This is a genomic window from Streptohalobacillus salinus, assembly GCF_003201605.1.
In the GTDB taxonomy this organism is placed as follows: Bacteria; Bacillota; Bacilli; order Bacillales; family Amphibacillaceae; genus Streptohalobacillus; species Streptohalobacillus salinus.
Genome location: NZ_QJJR01000014.1, coordinates 16,810 through 35,835 on the forward strand (window position 1 = coordinate 16,810; position 19,026 = coordinate 35,835).

15 protein-coding genes and 1 other annotated feature are annotated in these 19,026 nt (G+C 37.9%); of the genes, 5 read left to right on the top strand and 10 right to left on the bottom strand.

Going from position 1 to position 19,026, the window contains the following annotated elements:
* Positions 1-96: 96 nt before the first annotated feature.
* On the bottom strand, positions 97-1,287 hold the full coding sequence (locus DES38_RS09985) for an acetate kinase (protein ID WP_110251969.1): 1,191 nt from the start codon (positions 1,285-1,287) through the stop codon (positions 97-99).
* A gap of 139 nt (positions 1,288-1,426) precedes the next feature.
* Complete coding sequence (locus tag DES38_RS09990; protein WP_110251970.1) at positions 1,427-2,398, bottom strand: class I SAM-dependent methyltransferase; 972 nt, start codon at positions 2,396-2,398, stop codon at positions 1,427-1,429.
* Positions 2,399-2,549: 151 nt separating this feature from the next.
* On the opposite strand from DES38_RS09990, the gene DES38_RS09995 reads away from it, so the two are divergent.
* Positions 2,550-3,335 carry an NAD kinase gene (locus tag DES38_RS09995; RefSeq protein ID WP_170114388.1) on the top strand — a complete coding sequence of 262 codons (786 nt, stop codon included), beginning with the start codon at positions 2,550-2,552 and terminating at the stop codon, positions 3,333-3,335.
* A gap of 33 nt (positions 3,336-3,368) precedes the next feature.
* Here the strand turns inward: DES38_RS09995 and DES38_RS10000 are convergent, their stop codons facing one another.
* From DES38_RS10000 to DES38_RS10020, 5 genes are all read right to left on the bottom strand, one after another.
* Positions 3,369-4,955 (bottom strand): amidohydrolase, encoded by a 1,587-nt coding sequence (locus tag DES38_RS10000; RefSeq protein WP_110251972.1) that lies wholly within the window; start codon positions 4,953-4,955, stop codon positions 3,369-3,371.
* 87 nt (positions 4,956-5,042) lie between these two features.
* Positions 5,043-6,245 (bottom strand): tRNA uracil 4-sulfurtransferase ThiI, encoded by a 1,203-nt coding sequence (gene thiI, locus DES38_RS10005; RefSeq protein ID WP_110251973.1) that lies wholly within the window; start codon positions 6,243-6,245, stop codon positions 5,043-5,045.
* Positions 6,246-6,249: 4 nt separating this feature from the next.
* On the bottom strand, positions 6,250-7,389 hold the full coding sequence (locus DES38_RS10010) for a cysteine desulfurase family protein (RefSeq protein WP_110251974.1): 1,140 nt from the start codon (positions 7,387-7,389) through the stop codon (positions 6,250-6,252).
* Positions 7,390-7,500: 111 nt separating this feature from the next.
* Positions 7,501-7,866 carry a hypothetical protein gene (locus tag DES38_RS10015; protein WP_110251975.1) on the bottom strand — a complete coding sequence of 122 codons (366 nt, stop codon included), beginning with the start codon at positions 7,864-7,866 and terminating at the stop codon, positions 7,501-7,503.
* Positions 7,867-7,893: 27 nt separating this feature from the next.
* On the bottom strand, positions 7,894-9,597 hold the full coding sequence (locus DES38_RS10020) for a septation ring formation regulator EzrA (RefSeq protein ID WP_110251976.1): 1,704 nt from the start codon (positions 9,595-9,597) through the stop codon (positions 7,894-7,896).
* 237 nt (positions 9,598-9,834) lie between these two features.
* Here DES38_RS10020 and DES38_RS10025 point away from each other — a divergent pair, with 237 nt between their 5' ends.
* The 3 genes from DES38_RS10025 (at position 9,835) to DES38_RS10035 (ending at position 12,410) form a co-directional block, all read left to right on the top strand.
* Positions 9,835-10,314 carry a GAF domain-containing protein gene (locus DES38_RS10025; protein WP_110251977.1) on the top strand — a complete coding sequence of 160 codons (480 nt, stop codon included), beginning with the start codon at positions 9,835-9,837 and terminating at the stop codon, positions 10,312-10,314.
* A gap of 249 nt (positions 10,315-10,563) precedes the next feature.
* Positions 10,564-11,166 carry a 30S ribosomal protein S4 gene (gene rpsD / locus DES38_RS10030; RefSeq protein ID WP_110251978.1) on the top strand — a complete coding sequence of 201 codons (603 nt, stop codon included), beginning with the start codon at positions 10,564-10,566 and terminating at the stop codon, positions 11,164-11,166.
* Positions 11,167-11,492: 326 nt separating this feature from the next.
* On the top strand, positions 11,493-12,410 hold the full coding sequence (locus DES38_RS10035; protein WP_110251979.1) for a cation diffusion facilitator family transporter: 918 nt from the start codon (positions 11,493-11,495) through the stop codon (positions 12,408-12,410).
* 58 nt (positions 12,411-12,468) lie between these two features.
* Here DES38_RS10035 and tyrS read toward each other — a convergent pair whose 3' ends face one another.
* Positions 12,469-13,743, bottom strand: coding sequence for a tyrosine--tRNA ligase (tyrS, locus tag DES38_RS10040; RefSeq protein ID WP_110251980.1), 1,275 nt, complete (start codon positions 13,741-13,743; stop codon positions 12,469-12,471).
* A gap of 100 nt (positions 13,744-13,843) precedes the next feature.
* Positions 13,844-14,050, bottom strand: a binding site (T-box leader).
* 132 nt (positions 14,051-14,182) lie between these two features.
* On the opposite strand from tyrS, the gene DES38_RS10045 reads away from it, so the two are divergent.
* Positions 14,183-17,173, top strand: a complete 2,991-nt coding sequence (locus tag DES38_RS10045; RefSeq protein ID WP_110251981.1) for a transglycosylase domain-containing protein — start codon at positions 14,183-14,185, stop codon at positions 17,171-17,173.
* A gap of 141 nt (positions 17,174-17,314) precedes the next feature.
* Here the strand turns inward: DES38_RS10045 and motS are convergent, their stop codons facing one another.
* Positions 17,315-18,115 (bottom strand): flagellar motor protein MotS, encoded by an 801-nt coding sequence (gene motS / locus DES38_RS10050; RefSeq protein WP_110251982.1) that lies wholly within the window; start codon positions 18,113-18,115, stop codon positions 17,315-17,317.
* Entirely contained in the window at positions 18,102-18,929 is an 828-nt protein-coding gene (gene motP / locus DES38_RS10055; protein ID WP_110251983.1) for a flagellar motor protein MotP, read from the bottom strand. The genes motS and motP overlap by 14 nt, the downstream gene beginning before the upstream one ends.
* Positions 18,930-19,026 lie beyond the last annotated feature (97 nt).

Genomic DNA, 19,026 nt, shown 5'->3' on the forward strand with positions numbered 1-19,026 from the left:
AATGAAAATTAAAGTAACCGTTAAAAAATCGGCTAACACCTATCTAAAAGATGAGGTAGTAGCCGATTTATTTATGTGAAGAATGACTGCTAACGATTAGCTAAACGCTAAACGTTGTACGTCACGAGCAATCATTACTTCTTCATTTGTTGGGATGATCATTACTTTGACTGGTGAGTGTGGATAGTTAACAAATGTTTCTTTACCACGCACATCATTACGTGCCGGATCCCAGTAAACCCCCATAAATTCAAGACCTTCAAGGACACGCTCACGAACCGCTTTACTATTTTCTCCAATACCAGCAGTGAAAATAATTGCATCGACACCATGCATTTTAGACGCATATGAACCGATATATTGGTGAATACGACCTGCAAAAATACGTAATGCTAACTCTGCACGTTCGTCACCCTCTTGTGCGCGATCTTCAATATCACGTAAATCACTTGAGAAACCAGAAAGCGCAAGCATACCACTTTCTTTGTTCAATACGTGTAACACTTCATTGACGTCTTTACCTGTTTTATCCATGATATATGGAACAAGAGCAGGATCTAAACTACCTGAACGCGTACCCATTGTAACACCTTCTAATGGTGTAAAGCCCATGGTTGTATCAATTGACTTACCGTTTTTAATCGCTGCAACACTTGCACCATTACCAATATGGCAAGTAATTAAGCGTAGTTTCTCTAAAGGTTCGCCCAACATATCCGCTGCACGCTCAGAGACGTATTTATGGCTCGTACCATGGAAACCATATTTACGAATACCAAACTGTTCATAGTATTCATATGGCAAGCTGTATAGATATGATTCTGGTGGCATTGATTGGTGAAATGCTGTATCAAATACCGCAATTGCCGGAACATTTGGTAACAGCTTCTTAAAGGCACGAATACCTGTTAAGTTAGCTGGATTATGAAGTGGTGCTAATTCAGATACCTTCTCAATTTCCGCAATAACTTCATCAGTCACTAATACCGAATCACTGAAGCGTTCTCCACCATGTACAACACGATGACCAACTCCATCGATTTCGTCAAGTGATGAAATAACACCTGATGCTTGTAGACGTTCTAATAAAACTTCTACAGCTTTCGCATGGTTAGGAATATCTGTCGTTAATTTGTCTTCCTCTTCCCCATATTCCAATTTAAATACGGAATTCTCAATCCCAATACGTTCAACTAAACCTTTTGCTAATTCTGTCTCCTCAGGCATTTCAATTAATTGAAATTTCAACGAAGAACTACCAGCGTTAATTGCTAATACTTTACCCAATATCATTCAATCCTTTCAGTTTCCCATTTTAGTCTATTTATATACCACTACCATTTTAACTAACATACCCCTTACTTTGCAACTTGAAAGTTTATTGTAAACGTTTTATTAGTTATATTCCGACTATTCTAACACCAGACTAGTAATTTTTAAACCACGCATTCATTTTCAAGACCATGTTTTCGGTTGCCTTATAATCTTTAAATCGAGGCAATTGAGCCATCAATACTTCATTGGGTGCTTCAGTGTTTTCTGCTTTACGTTGTAAAACTAAAATACTTTTCGCACTTTTACTTGATTTAAAAAGATCGTCTGGTAGTTGAAGTAGCGCCACGACATGGGCAGCCTTTTGAATAAACATATGCAATTGCTTTGACTGATCGCTATCAAAAAGATGATTCGGAACGAGTGCAATAACATATCCACCAGGCTGCACATATTTAACACTTTGCTCCAACAATAAATGATGCGCATAAGTATGTTCATCTTTAACAGCAACGTCAAAATTTGCAGCTACTTCATCATCAGGGTAATAACCTACTGGCAAATCAGACACGACAACGTCCACAGGGTCTAACAACAGCGGTTTCAGACTATCTTGGTGGAAAAATTCGATGGTCTGTTTTTGAAGTTCTGCACTAGTTAAGGCAAGTTCAATAAATGTCTGATCAACTTCACTCGCATAACTGACGAAATGCTTTCTCGTCTGATTCAACACACCTGTCAGTAAATTCCCACTACCAACCACCGGATCAAAAATTCTAATGTCCTGTTTATTCTCAAATAGTTTCTCAATTAAATAACTCATATAAAATGAAACCATATCTGGAGTTAATGTATGCTGTTGTTGTTGTGCACCTTTAAAACTTTTTAATAAAGCAAATTGAATCACCTTACGAATGGTTTCTTTATCTTCCTGATCAAACTGGACTGCTTTAATTTCTTCCACAAACGCGGCATTCTCTGCATCAAGGGTTCCTATCGTTTCTTCATCCATCAACACTAAATTTAACACATTTAAAAAGCTGTCTAAATAAGTAAGGTCTTCTTTCGTTTGGAAGGCCTCAATCCGTTCATTTAACTGATTAAAAACAATTTCTACTTGACTCATGCTACTCCTCCTTAGAAATAATTTATAAGTATAACACAATCGTAATAACTTTAAGCTCTCAATTTCTCCGCACTCAATATTTTTCATTTGCATGTTTAGTGTTGCACAATTAAGGCAATCTATAACTAATAGATTCATGAGGAGGCGCACTATGCTAAACGTTAATATTCAACTAGGTTATCACCAACCGATATCAAAAGAAAAAATTATCGAAGCCAATAAAAATGAAAATATTACTTTCACAGAAAAGATAGCTGAGAGTGATGTTGTTTTAGCTGTTGGTGACGATAGTCATTTTCTCCAAACACTAAGACAACACCAATTTTCAACTAAGCCTATCTATGTTGGAGTAAATACAACGGGTAACCGCGGTTTTTACACCAATTATCTCGTCGAAGATTTAACTTATATCTTTAACGAACGGTTAAATCAACCACATTATTCATCGCATGAACTACTGAAAATAACAGTTGATGATCGCACCCCAGTGCATGCCATCAATGAGTGTTCGATTCGTTCTAGTATTATCAAATCCATTGCCATTGATGTCTTTATTGATGACTTCAAATTTGAGCGATTTACTGGTGATGGCCTCGTCATTTCTACACCAACTGGAAGTACAGGTTACAACAAATCCCTTGGTGGTGCAGTCATTGATCCTGATCTCGATTTGATCCAATTAACCAAAATCGCACCCTTATCCAACAATCAAACACAATCATTTCCGTCACCTTTATGCTTAAATAAAGAGCGTAAAATCACCTTGAAAATTCGCCAAGATGGAAATGATCACCCAATCATTGGGTTAGATAGCGAAGCATATCCTGTCTTTCATACGAAGTCAATTGATATTGAACTAACTGCAGATAAAATTAAACTATTGCAAGAGCTAGATACTACCTACTTTAAACAATTACAACAGTTGTTTTTTAACTAATGCGGCAGTGAGAGCAAACAGCTTTTGCCTGAACTAATCTTTTTTACGATATTGTATGGTACCATCAACGACAGTCATCTTTACAGGAATCTGCTTAATTTTATCTATCGCAACTTCAAATGGGTCGTTTTCTAACACAGTAAAATCAGCTACAAATCCAGGGGCAATTTTGCCCCTTTCTTTATGTTTAGAAATTGCTCTGGCGCTTCCATCCGTGTACAAATTGATGGCTTCGTACCTCGTTAAGCGCTGACTTGCTCCGTAGACGTTACCATCCAAAACTGAACGTCTTTCACAAAAGGCTTGAATGCCTTCTAGAGGATTAACGGTTTCAATTGGAGCATCTGAACCAGCCGCGACAACAATATCGTTTTGGATAAACGTTTTCCACGGATAAGCTTCATCTATTCGTTGCTTGCCTATACGGTCAATCACCCAAGGAAAGTCAGAGGTCACAAAAGTGGGTTGAACATCGATGATGACCTTTAACTGCTGCAATTGCTCGATTAGTGACGGATTTACAATCATCCCATGTATGATTCTATCGGGTAACCGATTCATCGTCGGGTATTTACGCATTAACTTCAGAATCACTTCAATTGCTCGGTCACCAATCGCATGTGTTGCAATGGATAACCCATGGTTTCGCGCTTTTTTCACAAGTTTTTCCAAATGATGATCATCATGAATCGCTAAACCGTAGGTCGATGGATGATCTGAATAAGGCTCCTTTAACCAAGCTGTCCTTCCACCTAGGGCGCCGTCAACAAATAATTTCATTGCGCCAAACTCTATAAACGCATGCGGTTTGGGTGCAGCCTTTACGTGATCTTCTATTACCTCATGATGAATAAGTAAGTGTGTTCTAAACTTCCGTTTCAAACCATCAATACTCTCTCGATAAGCTGTGGTAACTTTTTGATAACTATTCGGTCCAAAATAGCTCAAATCTTCGGAATGCCCACCCACTAGGCCGCATGATATCAAATAATCAACTGAGGTATTAATGAGTTGACTAACATCCTCAACGGACTTCTCAGGAATCGCTCGTTTAATTAATTCTTGAGCACTATCTTTAAAGTAACCCGTAAGACGATAAGAGTGATCACGTACAATCTCTCCACCTTGCGGATTAGTAATACCCTCAGGAATATGCGCCAGTTCAATTGCTAAACTATTTGCAACAAGCGCGTGACGGCAAATACGCGTTAACACAATGGGGTGTTTTCTCGACAATTGATCGAGTTCAAATCGATCAATAATCCGATCATCTTCCCATTGATTATCGTTCCACCCTTCAGCAATTAACCATTTACCATCTGAAAGCTTTTCTAATCGTTCTTTGATCGCCTCTAAGACATCTTCACGCTTATCTATGACTGACAAATCTAAGTGTTCAAGTTTCTCACCTTGCCAAACAATATGTAGATGACTATCGACAAATCCTGGAAAGACAGTTGCACCTTCTAAATCAACCCTATTTTCACAGATATGAGTTTGTTGTAATTCTTCTTTCGTTCCTGTATCCACGATAAAACCGGCATCTGACACTACTGCTTCTACACAAGCATCAAGAGCCATCATTGTGTGAAATTTCCCACCGTACCATAATGTTTTCATTTATTCCACCTCACCATTAGACAATAAACTATCTTTAGCATACCTTAAAAAAAAGAGCAATGCATGGAATATACATTGCTCTTTCAATTAAAAAAGTTGATCAATTTCTTCTTGATGTGATTGATCATTTGAAATCGTCAAAACCGTTATATTTTGCATCAGTTCTGCCCACTCATTGTTAAGGTCGAGTAAGCTTTCAAAATACTCAACTTTATCTTTTTTTGGCTTTGTTTTAGGCGCATTAGGAACAAACACGGTACAACAGTCATCAAATGGACGAATCGATATCGAATACGTACCGATATCTTCGGCAATTTTCATAATCTCACTTTTGTCCATTGTAATCAACGGTCGCATCACCGGGTAATTCGTAACGGCATTGATGGCATGCATACTTTCCATCGTTTGACTTGCCACTTGTCCTAGACTTTCACCGGTGGTTAAAGAAAGTATATTCTGTTTCTTTGCTATTTCTTCACTTATTTTAAGCATCATTCGGCGCATGACAGTCATCGAATAGCCGTAAGGTATTTCCCGATGGATTTTTTGTTGCATTGCTGTGAAAGGTACGATATGAACCTTAATATCTCCACCATAACTCACTAATTCTTTTGTTAAATCAAGCACTTTTTCTTTAGCTGCTTCACTCGTATAAGGCGGAGAATAAAAATGAACCATCTCCAACTTCACGCCACGTCGCATCGCTAAATATCCGGCAACGGGGCTGTCAAAGCCACCTGATAAAAGCAATAAGGTTTTACCTGAAGTACCGACCGGTAGTCCTTTACTTCCTTCAATTCGCTTAGAAGTAATATAGGTTGCATCTGTTCGAATATCAATATGAACCTCTAAATCAGGATGATGCACATCGACGGTAATGCCCTCTGTTTCACGCAAAAGGTGACCTCCGACAATTTGGTTAAATGCTTGAGAATCAATTGGAAATGTTTTATCAGCACGTTTTGTCGTCACTTTAAATGTTTTTACATTTTCTGCGTCTTTCAAAGCAAATAAAGCTGCTTCTTTAATTAAATTTTCATCTTTTTCTACTTTAATAGCTAAACTCATCGATTGGATACCGAAGACCCGCGTTAAAATGGGCATTAACAAATTAGGATTGACACCATTTAGCAAAATCGTCATCCGGTCACGTGTTGCTTTGATTTTAATTTCAGGAAAGTTCACTAACTGATAGCGGATATTTTCATGTAGCTTATTATAAAATACTTTTCTATTTTTTCCTTTTAAAGACAATTCACCGTAGCGAATTAGAATATGATCATAATACATTTCTCTACCCCATTACTTTACTAAGATCTTTAATTATTTTTTTTAACGCGCGATAAAACAGTTCAACTTCACCTTCTGTGTTTTGGTATGAAAAACTGACTCTAAGTGCAGAATTACTTACATTATCAGGGCATCCCATCGCGGCTAGAACAACACTTTGATCAGGCTTCTTTGAAGAACAAGCGGCTTTGGTTGATATATAGATATTACGTTCCTCCAGTGCGTGTAGTACGACTTCAGGTTTAAAACCTGGCAATGAAAAACTAAGAATGTGAGGTGCCTGTTTTTCGGCTGAATTTATCGTTACTTCCGTTATTTTACTTAACCGATCACGCATTAGGTCTCTAATATGAGTTAAGGCTTCAGGATGGTGCATTTGTTCTTCTTGTACCACCCGCATTGCCTTTACAAGTGAAACGATTCCTGCAATGTTTTCTGTACCTGAGCGGACATCACCCTGTTGACCACCACCATGAAAAAGCGGAAATAATTCAATCCATTCTTTTACATACAATAACCCTGTACCCTTTAACCCATGTAATTTGTGGCCTGAGATCGATAATAAATCGATGTTTGACTTTCTAATGTCTAATGACATCTTGCCAAAGCCTTGTACATCATCGACGTGAAAAAAGGTGTATTTGCGATCTTTAAGCAATGCGCCAATTTCCTTGATGGGCTGAACGGCACCAACTTCATTGTTGACGTGCATCACGCTAACTAAGATGGTATCTTCTCTTAAAGCTTCTTTAAAATCTTCTAAGCGTACAATTCCATGCTCGTCTACAGGTAAATAAGTAATTTCGTAATCTAAGCGTGTAAGTGCTTTGCAAGCATTTAACACAGAGGGATGTTCAATTGCGGTGGTAATGATATGTTTACCATGTTTATGATAATTAAGGGCAATTCCCTTTATCGCTAAATTATTTGCTTCAGTCCCTCCTGAAGTGAAAATAATTTCTGTTTCACTCACGCCTAGCATGTTCGCTGATTGTTGATAAGCTTTCCGTAACAGTTTATTAGCATCAATACCTAATTGATGTTGACTTGATGCATTGCCATAGTAATTCTCTGAAACAGCAACAAAACTATCGAGAACTTCTTCCAAAGGTTTAGTTGTTGCACTATTATCAAAATAAATCATGAATGTGCTCCTTTATCTGCTTGATTGACTGCATTATTTTAACACATATTCAGTATTGAAGCGAAACATCCGTAAGATAAAGTGAAAAATCCTTTGCGATTATGCAAAGGATTAATCATTAATACCTAAATTAAATAACAACTCATCAATAGATATTGGATCATCTCGTTCAAAGTCATATAAAATATCATTGTATGGGCTGCTAGCTCTTTCTTCTAAGGTTTCCGGTTCAGGCTGCTGCACAGCTTGTGGTTTTTCTTCCACAACTGCATACTGATTTTCTTGTTCTTCGCTCACTTTCTCCACTGCTTCAAATCGTTTTAGGGTCGCTGATGCTTCTGTCTTCAGAGCTGAAACGGTTTGAGGTGAAGATGCAACGGGATAGACTGGCTCATCATTTAAAAAGAATACTGTGAAAAATAATGCCCAAACACTGATAGTGAGCACTGCCATACTGATGACTGAAACAAATTTCACGGTCGCATCCTCCCCTATCTTTAGTATTTACACAGGAAGTTCAATTTTCGATTCGAGTCGTTTAACTGCTCCTGGATCAACTTCTTCCAAGGATTGTGTCGCTAACTCCAGCGCTTCCTCGTAGTGAAAATGATAAAAGAGCTGTTCAGCTTCAAGTAACTTTGCTTTTAGCATTGGGTACTGACTACGGTATCGGTTGGCATATTGAATGACTTGTTCAACTAAATATGCCTGTTCAATCATTAATTGAGCTTTCTTACTTAATATATCGACAGCTTGCTCTGCTTCTTTAAGTTTGTGATTCACTTCACCCATATCAAGTGGTTGCATTGCTAATTTATCCTCCACTTGTTGAATGGCTTCTTTCGCCTCACTATCCAACGACCACAAATATGACGGAACACCCGGAAGATTGCTTTTGGTTAATAATTTTTCTAACTCATACACTTGACGTCCTAATGTAATAATGCTAGATTTAGCAGCAATTTCATCTTTTCTGATCATTCTAACTTGCTCTTGGAACTCAATATGTGATTGATGGAATTTTTCTAAATCTTGACGAATCAAATCCAATTGATCTTTTAAGACACTATAGGTTTCCTCTTCATTAGAAAGACCATTCAAAAGCTGATTATAATCACGTTCGATTTGATGCATCCACTTTTGCAAATTATCGTACAGTTCTAAATCACAACCTTCAAGTAAATAGGTTTTTTGTAACTCTGCCACTTCTTCAGCCGTTTGGTCAAAAACACTTACTTGCGTTTGCAAGTCATGGCTTGCTTGATCTGTGTGACGCTCAATGTATTGTTTTGCCTTCGCTTCATTTTCGAGTGTGGCATAAATTTCTTGAATACGCTCTTCTACATGTGTTAACCATTCGTATATTTCTGGATTTTCTTTTTCCTCGACATGGTGTATGTAACCTTCTAGTTGTGAGTCAAACTGCGTGAGTTCTTTATCGTATGCATCATTATCAATGCGGTAACCAGCTTGCTTCATTTCCTTAATACCAGCCTTTAGCTCATTCAATCGCTCTGGTAATTCACGCTTTAATTTTTTAAATATGATCGGGAACTCTTCCATTCGATCTGTCAAATCATCTAGCTGTTCATTAACTTCAGCGATAATTTGACGTGCCTCTAAATAATTCCCTTCGTCACATTCACTATAAAAGCGATCAAGATTAACTTGCTGTTCATTTATTTCGTTCTCATAGCGTTGCTCAGCTCGTCCATACAGATGGCGATTTTCAAGCAACGTATGACGTAACGCCTTTATTCTTGGTAAGACCTTTTCTACTTCGTTTCGACTTTGCTTCTCCGAATCTAGCAGTTCTTCTAGCTCTTGGTACATCTTTTCAATTGTCTCTTCAATTTGGTTTAAGATTGATTCAACAGTTTTTAAATTCTTTTTTGATGTATTAATTCTAAAGCGATCGGCTGCTTCTTCTGCATCAAATAAAAATTCTTCGATGTCAGGCAATTCACGTGTTAAGATTTGATCCCAGGTCTCTTTCCAAGATTCAAACTTGTCCTGTGTCTCTCCCGATAAGTTTAAAGCTTTAACGCGTTGCAATTCCGCGGTTACTTGACGGTGCATAATATCCATCTTCCAAGCTTCCAGTTTGTCAACTTGATCATATATCCTTTTTCTTAACACCAATCCAATAATAATTAATGTAATAACAACCAAAATAGCACCTATAATATAGGAAGTATAGCCACCCATGTTATTCCTCCTTAGCATCCCGAACGTATCATTTATGTAAAGTTATTCATACATGCAATTAATTTTCCAATTTGTTTTATCCATATCATATCATGAACCGCTTGTTTTTGGCTAAAAAAAAGCAAAATTTTTCACAATCTTGGTTGTTTTTTTACCTTTTTACATTTTCTTTGCCTTTCAATCAGACAACAGGTATAATCATCAGATATATTATCTTAAATAAAGGAGACTATCACTATGTTTGAACAAACAACATACGAAGCATCGAAAGAAAAAAATTATCAATTAGTACTTAAACAACTCGAGGCATTGATAGAAGACGAACCAGATCAATTAGCCAATCTAGCAAATAGTTCTGCCCTTCTCAATCAGTTTCTCGATCGAATAAATTGGGTGGGATACTATTTAATGAAAGAAAACGAACTCGTTCTTGGTCCTTTCCAAGGCATGCCAGCTTGCGTACGGATTGCGGTTGGACGTGGCGTATGTGGTACTGCTGTCAGTGAAAAATCAACACAACGGATTCATGATGTTCATGCTTTTCCAGGTCATATTGCTTGTGATCCGAACAGTAAATCGGAAATTGTTATTCCAATTTTAAAAGACAACCAGGTTATTGGAGTGCTTGATATTGATAGCCCTGAATTGGATCGATTTGATGCTATTGATGAAACATACTTAGAAAAATTCGTACGAATTTTAGAAAAATATATTTAAGGCAATACATGTTGATAATCAGTAAAGTTCAAGTTGACTTCTTACGCTATTAATTATATAATAGACTTTGTGTAAAAAAGGTAGCCTTTGTGAACCACCGGTTGTCTATTTTGTTCCTTATCTATCCGATAAGGTGTATCGTGTAACTCTCTGCTGCTGGAGCGATGGTACATGAAAACATAATAGCAAACGCTCATGGAACACATTATCTGTTTTATGCAAAATCTAATTATAAAGGAGAGAATGCACATGGCTCGCTATACAGGTCCTGTATGGAAAAAGTCTCGTCGTCTCGGTATTTCATTAACTGGTAGTGGTAAGGAGTTAGACAAACGTCCTTATGCTCCTGGACAACACGGTCCAAATCAACGTAGAAAACTTTCAGAATACGGTTTACAACTTCAAGAGAAGCAAAAGCTTCGCTTCATGTATGGTGTAAACGAGCGTCAATTCGCAACGTTATTCGAAAAAGCAGGAAAAATGAAAGGTGTTCACGGCGAAAACTTCATGATGCTTTTAGAATCGCGTCTTGATAACATCGTATACCGTCTTGGTCTTGCTCGTACGCGTCGTCAATCACGTCAATTAGTTAACCACGGTCACATCTTAGTTGATGGTGCTCGCGTAGATATTCCATCTTACGCAGTAAAACCTGGTCAAACAATTTCTTTACGTGAAAAATCACAAAAACTTACAGTTGTTGCTGAAGCAATTGAAGTTAACGCATTTGTACCTGAGTACTTAACTTTCGATGCTGACAAGCTTGAAGGTTCATATACTCGTTACCCAGAGCGTACTGAATTACCAGCTGAAATTAACGAAGCGCTTATCGTTGAGTGGTACTCACGTTAAGAAACTCTTACAATTATCAGTAAAATTAAAACCCTTAAAGCATTGATTTATCAATGTTTTAAGGGTTTTTTTCTGTTGCGTTTCAGAAAAAAATATCTTTCACCATCTATCTGATTTAAAACCTACTTACTCCTTGCATAAATCAATGGATGCTTATTTTTTTTACGCCTATATACGGAGTACAGCTTTTTCTCCCACTTACTTTTTAAGTGTTTACTTGCTTTCCTTTTTTTCAATAGGAGTTTATCGATAACTTGTGCTACACTTATACTAGTCTAAATGACTTGAATCTTAATTTATTTTCTATAGAAACGGAGCAACATGCTATGTACGAAAAACTTAGTCACGAACGTCATCTTCTAAAAATATCGGTTTATGGAGCGGTGTTTTTTTCAATCTTAGGGCTCGTTATCGGATTTCTATCTCATGCACAAATGATTATATTTGATGGACTCTACTCATTGATGAGTTTATCTTTATCATTAATTTCTCTTATGGCACAACGCTTCATGTCTAAAGTGGATTTACACAACTACCCCTTTGGCAAAGATAAAATTGAACCTCTTGTCGTGATAATTAAATATATATTCATTTTCATAATCGTTATTGGGTCATCCGTAAACGCGGTCTATTCGATTACTACTGGTGGTCAATCCATCAATTTTAATTTAGCCATCCTTTATTCTGTATTTGCGACAGCGCTTTGTATAGGAATTACTTATTACTTAAAACGTGCTGCCAAAGAAGTGCGTTCTGGTCTTATCCACGCTGAAGCTAACCAATGGTTTATGGACTCACTTGTTAGTGTTGGTGTCCTTATTGGTTATATTTTATCAATCGCAATCGTACACTTTACTTCCTATGATTTTATCGTTCCCTATATCGATCCTATTATGGTTATTGTTGTTGCTTTATACTTTATTCGTGTTCCAGTGCGAGCGATTAATTCAGCCCTTAGAGAGATACTTGATATGCCACCGAAAGGAAAAATTCCTGATCAAATAAAGCTGTATGTCAAAAAATTAAAACAAGCGTACCTCTTCAAAGAATCTTTCACCAGAGTCTCAAAAGTCGGCCAAACACTATGGGTGGAAGTTGATTTTGTAGTCATTCCAAATGAAACCAGCCTGGACTTAGCGTTGCAAGATAAAATTCGCGAACAAATTAATCACTATTTGAATCAATACCCTTATGATATTTGGTTAACTGTTTCCTTTACCGAAGATCGAAAATGGGCGTTATAATCGCTAAAAAATAAAGATGGCTCGGTTCATTTTTAAGTGAACCAAGCCGTTTTTTTGTTTATGCACCGGTAAATTGAATCATGAAGTATTTCTTTTTACCTCGACGAATAATTGTATATTTGCCATCAATAATATCATCGTCTAGGAGAACATGGTCAAGTGCTTGGTTGCGTTCACCATTCACGTAAATCGCACCATTTTGTATGTCTTCGCGTGCTTGACGTTTTGATTTAGCAATTTCTGCATCAACAAGTAGATTAACCAATGTTTGTTCATCACGTTTTAAAACACTTGTCGGTACATCTTTAAAACCTTGTTTAATCTCATCGCCGGTTAATGACTTAATATCACCACTAAACAGCGCAGCAGTAATGTGTTGTGCTTGTGCTAAAGCTTCTTCGCCATGAACCAGTACTGTCAATTCTTCAGCTAATCGGATATGCGCTAAGCGTTTTTCAGGTGCTTCTAGCACAGACTGCTCCAATACAGCAATCTCTTCCATGTCTAAGAACGTAAAGTATTTAATGAATTTGATAACATCTCGGTCATCTGTGTTGATCCAAAATTGGTAGAATTCATACGGTGATGTTTTATCTTTATCCAACCAAACTGCTCCACCGGCTGTTTTACCAAATTTAGTGCCGTCTGCCTTTGTAATTAAAGGAACGGTTAAGCCAAATACTTTCGCCTCTTCTCCCTCTTTACGGGTGCGACGAATCAATTCCATTCCTGCCGTAATGTTTCCCCACTGATCGCTACCACCGATTTGCAAGGTGCAATTTTCTTTATCAAATAGATTCATAAAATCATACGACTGCAAAATCATATAAGTGAATTCTGTAAAACTAATGCCATTTTCCAATCGTGATTGTACCGAATCTTTTGCTAACATGTAATTGACACCAAAATGTTTTCCTGTATCTCTTAAAAATTCAATTAAAGTTAGTGTTCCTAACCACTCTTTGTTGTTTCGCGCAACGGCACCATTCTTATCTTTGTCAAAATCTAATATTTGTGCCAATTGTTTTTTAATTTGTTGACTAAAGTGGTCAACTGTTGCTTCATCATTTAATTGACGTTCATCTGATCGACCACTTGGGTCACCAATCATTCCTGTCCCGCCTCCAATTAGAGCAATCGGGCGATGTCCAGCCAATTGAAACCTTTTAAGCATAAGTGCTGGCACTAAATGACCAATATGCAAGCTATCTGCTGTTGGGTCAAAGCCACAGTATAACGTTACAATATTGGTATTTAAATGTTTTTTCAAACCTTCTTCATCAGTGAATTGTTGGACTAATCCGCGTGCTTCTAAATCTTTAATAATATCCATTTGTCTTTCTCCCTCTATTCATTAAGCTATTTTTGAAACCTGAGAACACATTTTGCGCCACTCTTTAAATTTACCCATAAAAAAAAGCAGCACCTTCCCCTAAAGGGACGAGCTCACTCGCGGTACCACCCTCATTGCCATTACAGCCACTTCATTTTTATCGATACGAAACATGTACCGTCCTCTGTTTAATCAGAGAAAAAGCTCCAGATCGTAATTCATCACTATACTATACCTTGGCTTGCACCGACCGCCAAGTCTCTAAAGTAGGGAATATAGGATTACTGCAATCAATCATTGCTTGTATTGATATGTTGTTGATTATATTTTTATCATACCTTATCTCCTTGTGCAAGCTTTTTAAAGAAAAAGTGTGAAATTAGTAAACAATCAAACTTTATGTGTTATAATATACTTTGGAATTTTAGGAGGTATAATCATGAATAATTCAGATAATGAAACATCTAAAACAGCAGCATTCAAAGCACTTATTGATAAAAAATCCTTACAACGGGTTTTCCGAATTAGTTATGATGTCATTTGGAATATCATCTTATTCTTTATTGTCATCGCGATCATCGGTTTGTTCTTCGTTGGTGGCTTAGGTGCTGGATATTTTGGTTCATTAGTTAAAGATGAACCTTTACGTACCGAAGAAGACATGGTTTCTGCAATATTTAATTATGAAGAAACGTCAGAAGTCTATTTTGATAATGATGTTTTTATGGGTGAAGTTAGTTCTGATATCTACCGTGAAGAGACTAGCTTAGATCAAGTTTCACAACACATTATTAACGGAGTTATCGCAACAGAAGATGAGTACTTTATGACGCATAACGGTATTGTTCCAAAGGCAATTATGCGTGCCGTCTTCCAAGAAGTGTCTGGTGCAGCAACTCAAACAGGTGGAAGTACTTTGACACAGCAAATTATCAAAAACCAAATCTTAACAAATGAAGTATCGTTTGATCGAAAAGCAAAAGAAATTGTTTTAGCCATGCGATTAGAACACTTCATGGATAAAAACGAAATTTTAGAGGCTTACTTGAACATTGTCCCATTTGGCCGAAATGCGAGCGGACGTAATATTGCTGGTGTACAAACAGCTGCTGAAGGTATTTTTGGAGTTGACGCTAGCGAAGTTAACTTGGCTCAAGCAGCATTTATTGCCGGTTTACCGCAAAGCCCTATTTCTTATAGTCCTTTTACTAATGGGGGGCAAGTCAAAGAAGAAGCAGGCTTAGCTGCTGGTTTAAGTAGACAAGCGACTGTTTTAAACCGGATGTTAGATAAAGAGTTTATTTCACAAGCTGAATACGATGAAGCAATCGCTTTTGATCTAATCGCAAGCTTCACTGAAGGTGCGCCTTCAACCTTCGAGCAATACCCTTACCTCACACAAGAGATTAAAAATCGTGCTGAGGCAATATTTAAAGAACGATTAGCACTTGCTGATGGATACACGTTAGAAGAGTTAAATCAAAACGATGCACTAAACGAACAATACAGCATCCATGCGCAACGAGAAATTTCACAAGGTGGGTATAAAATTCATACCACGATCAATAAAGATATTTATGACGTCTTTCAAGAGGTTGCTGCTAATTACAGCAACTACGGACCGAATAAAATTGCACGTAATAATGCAACAGGTGAACCAATTATGACAGAAGATCCCGATACCGGTGAATCAGTACCTTACAATGCACCGGTTCAAGTGGGTAGTGTTTTAAGAGATAATGCGACTGGGGCAATTATCGCCTTTGTTGGTGGTCGTGATTTCGATATTCAAAATCGTAATTTCGCAACAAATGCCCCTAGACAAATTGGTAGTACAGCAAAGCCTCTCCTTGTTTATGGGCCAGCTCTTGAAGAAGGGTTATTTCAACCAGGGTCAATTATTGCCGATGTAAAAACAAATGACCCATTGTATAATCCGTTTCCTACCAACTTTACAAGTTCACGGTATTACGGGTTAACAACGGTTCGTCAAGCACTGACGAGTTCTTATAACGTCTCAGCTGCACGAGCATATCTTGATTTATTAGAGATTGCTAACCCCGTCCCTGATTACTTTCTGAAAATGGGTTTTTCAGGGATTGAAGAAGAAGCTTACCGTTATCCTTCATATGCATTAGGTAGTATTGGCGCAACCGTTGAGGAAAACACAAATGCTTACTCTACTTTTGGTAATAACGGTCAGTACAGTGAAGGATATATGATTGACCATATTGAAGACGTTACGGGTGAAGTTGTTTATCAACATGAAGCAGAGCCTACCGATGTATTTAGTCCAGAAACGAATTATTTAATGATTGATATGTTGAGAGACGTTTTAACATCGGGTACAGGACGATCTGCTAGAGGAAGTCTCAATAATCCAGGAATTGATTGGGCTGGTAAAACCGGTACCTCAAATGAGTTTAGAGACACTTGGTTCGTCGCTACTAATCCAAATGTGACTTTAGGTAGTTGGATGGGCTATGAGTATGAACAGCAGTTGAATACCGGCTACAGTGGTCGAAATCAAGTCTTCTGGGCGCAACTTGTCAATGCTGCTACAGAAGTTGATCCCGAACTGATGGCACCATCCGGACGTTTCCAACGACCAAACAACATTGTTTCGCGTTCATTCAGCTTGGTTTCTGGAATGCAACCATCTGAATTAACAAGTGATCTCGGTCTCGTAGGTACTGACTTATTCAATACAAAATATGTGCCTACAGAAACGGACACAAGTATCATTTCTGCAGAAATTGTTGGTGTTGGTGACGACACCGCACTAGTTACCGGGCAAACACCTAATGAATTCACTCGCGATTCCGGTTATATGTTTAACCCAGAGTGGCTAGAGGAAAAAGGTTATGATCAATTAGAAGATATCACACAACTTTATCCATCTCGGAATGGTGGATGGGCAGACCTTCATTTACCGGATTTGACTGATGAAATAGAAGATGATGGTTCAAGGCCTAATCCACCAAGTTCTGTTTCTAAATCAGGTAATATTCTTACCTGGCGTGCATCAAACACTTCTGATGTCATTGGATATCGTATTTATAGAGCCAATGATCCAGACAGCCAATTTAGTTTATATGATACTACTGTGGAAACACGATTAAATGTAGGCAACGCACCGGCTGTTTATCAAATTCGTGCTGTTGATTATTTCGGACGTGAATCAAATCCGACGCGCCCTTTCATTGATGGTGACTTTACTGAAGAAGAACCAGAGGAGCCCGAAGAGCCAGAGGAACCAGAAGAGCCGGAAGAACCAGAGGAACCCGAAGTCCCTGAAGAACCAGAAGAACCCGAAGTACCGGATACACCAGAAAATCCAGACGAAGGCAACGGGGGCAATCAAAATGGCGACACTGAAGAAAACCCTCCCGAGACACCTGATGATGAGCCAGCTACAGGCGATGCTTAATAATCAGAATTAAAAATTCATACAATCTTACGCAAAAGCGATTTCTTCACTTATTTGATGAGGAAATCGCTTTTTTTTGCACAGAAAAATGCAGCTAAACTATGTTATGAGCAAGTTTAGCTGCATTTGCTAGGGGTATTATTATTCGAATGACTGACTCAATTCAAGTATAACAATTTCGACACGGCGGTTTTTTCGCCAGTTTTCAACCGAATCATTAGGTACAATCGGTCGTGTATCACCAAAACCAACAGCGATAAATCGATCTTCATTAAGATCATGAGTATTAATAATGTTACGAATAACACTACTTGCACGGGCAGCTGAGAGCTCCCAGTTCGAAGGGTATTCTACTGTCGAAATGGGCCGGTTATCTGTGTGACCTTCAACACGCACTTCATTTGGAATATTCTCCAGTAATAAACCTATCTTTTCCAAAAAGGGTTCTCCTTCTACTTTGAGATTGGACTCAGCTGTATCAAATAAAATCCGTTCTTGCAGAATTAAGACCACGCCTTGGTCAGTACGATTGGCACTAATGACATTTTCCAGTTGATTTTCTTCTAGATAACCCTCAACTTCTGCCAGAAGTTCATCTAAGTTCTCTAGATTTTCCAAGTTATCCTCTGTATTACCTGATTGTGATTCATCAAGATCTTCTGTTTCCTCATCGAATAAGTTATTCTTAAAGTCTGTTGCACCTTCTTGATTTTGATTTGGATTTGAATTTTCTGTTGGATTTTCCATAGGCATCGTTGAAGGAAAGCCCTCAAAGATCATCCGGTTTCTAAACGATTCCGCTACTGCTTCAAAACGAGCCGCATCTATCGAGGACATTGAAAACAAGAGAATAAAAAATACTAAAATAAGAGTCATCATATCGGAGAACGTTGTCATCCATTTTGGACTACCCTTTGGTTGCTTTTTCTCACGACGCTTCATCGGCCGCACCCTCCAGGGAATCATCACTATCTTCAGAACGACGCTTACGCATATCATCCGATAAAAATGCACTTAATTTTTCTTTAAGAATTCTCGGGTTTTGTCCAGATTGAACACCAATAACGCCTTCGATAACGATTTGTTTCATAAACACTTCTTGTTCTGTCTTACTTTCTAATTTTCCTGCCATCGGTATAAAGACAAGGTTTGCTAACACTGCTCCGTAGAACGTTGTTAAAAGGGCAACAGCCATTTGTGGTCCTAGTGTTGTCGGATCGTTCAAATCATTTAACATCAACACTAACCCAATTAATGTACCAATCATTCCCCACGCTGGTGCATAGTCCCCAGCTTTTTCTAGAATCACGCGGCCTTTCGCATGACGATCTTCCATAGCGGTGATTTCCGCACTCATGATATCGTGAATCACTTCTGGTTCTATCCCATCTATTGCTAGTAGAACGCCTTTTTTAATGAAAGGGTCAGTAACTTCTTCTAATTCCGTTTCTAAAGCTAATAAACCTTCACGACGTGCACGTTCTGACAATCGTTCAAATAATGAAATCAATTCTGAAAGATCTTGATCAGTTTTATTAAACGATTCTTTAACGACACGTCCCATTGATTTAACTTGATCAATATTAAAGTTGATTAATATTGCCGCTGCTAGCCCCCCGAAAACAATAACGAGGGAAGGGATTTGGATAAAAGCAATGACGCCGCCAATTGACCCACTACTGGATAAAATACCAAAAGCAATCATTAAAAGACCTAAAACAATTCCAATCGGTGTTAAAATATCTGTTCTTTTCATAAACTCTCTCCTTACCTCATGAACAATCTAAGATTGCTCGAAACTTCTCATCGATTTCTTAGCTTTGAAAATATTCATACAAAGTTATTATCGACGA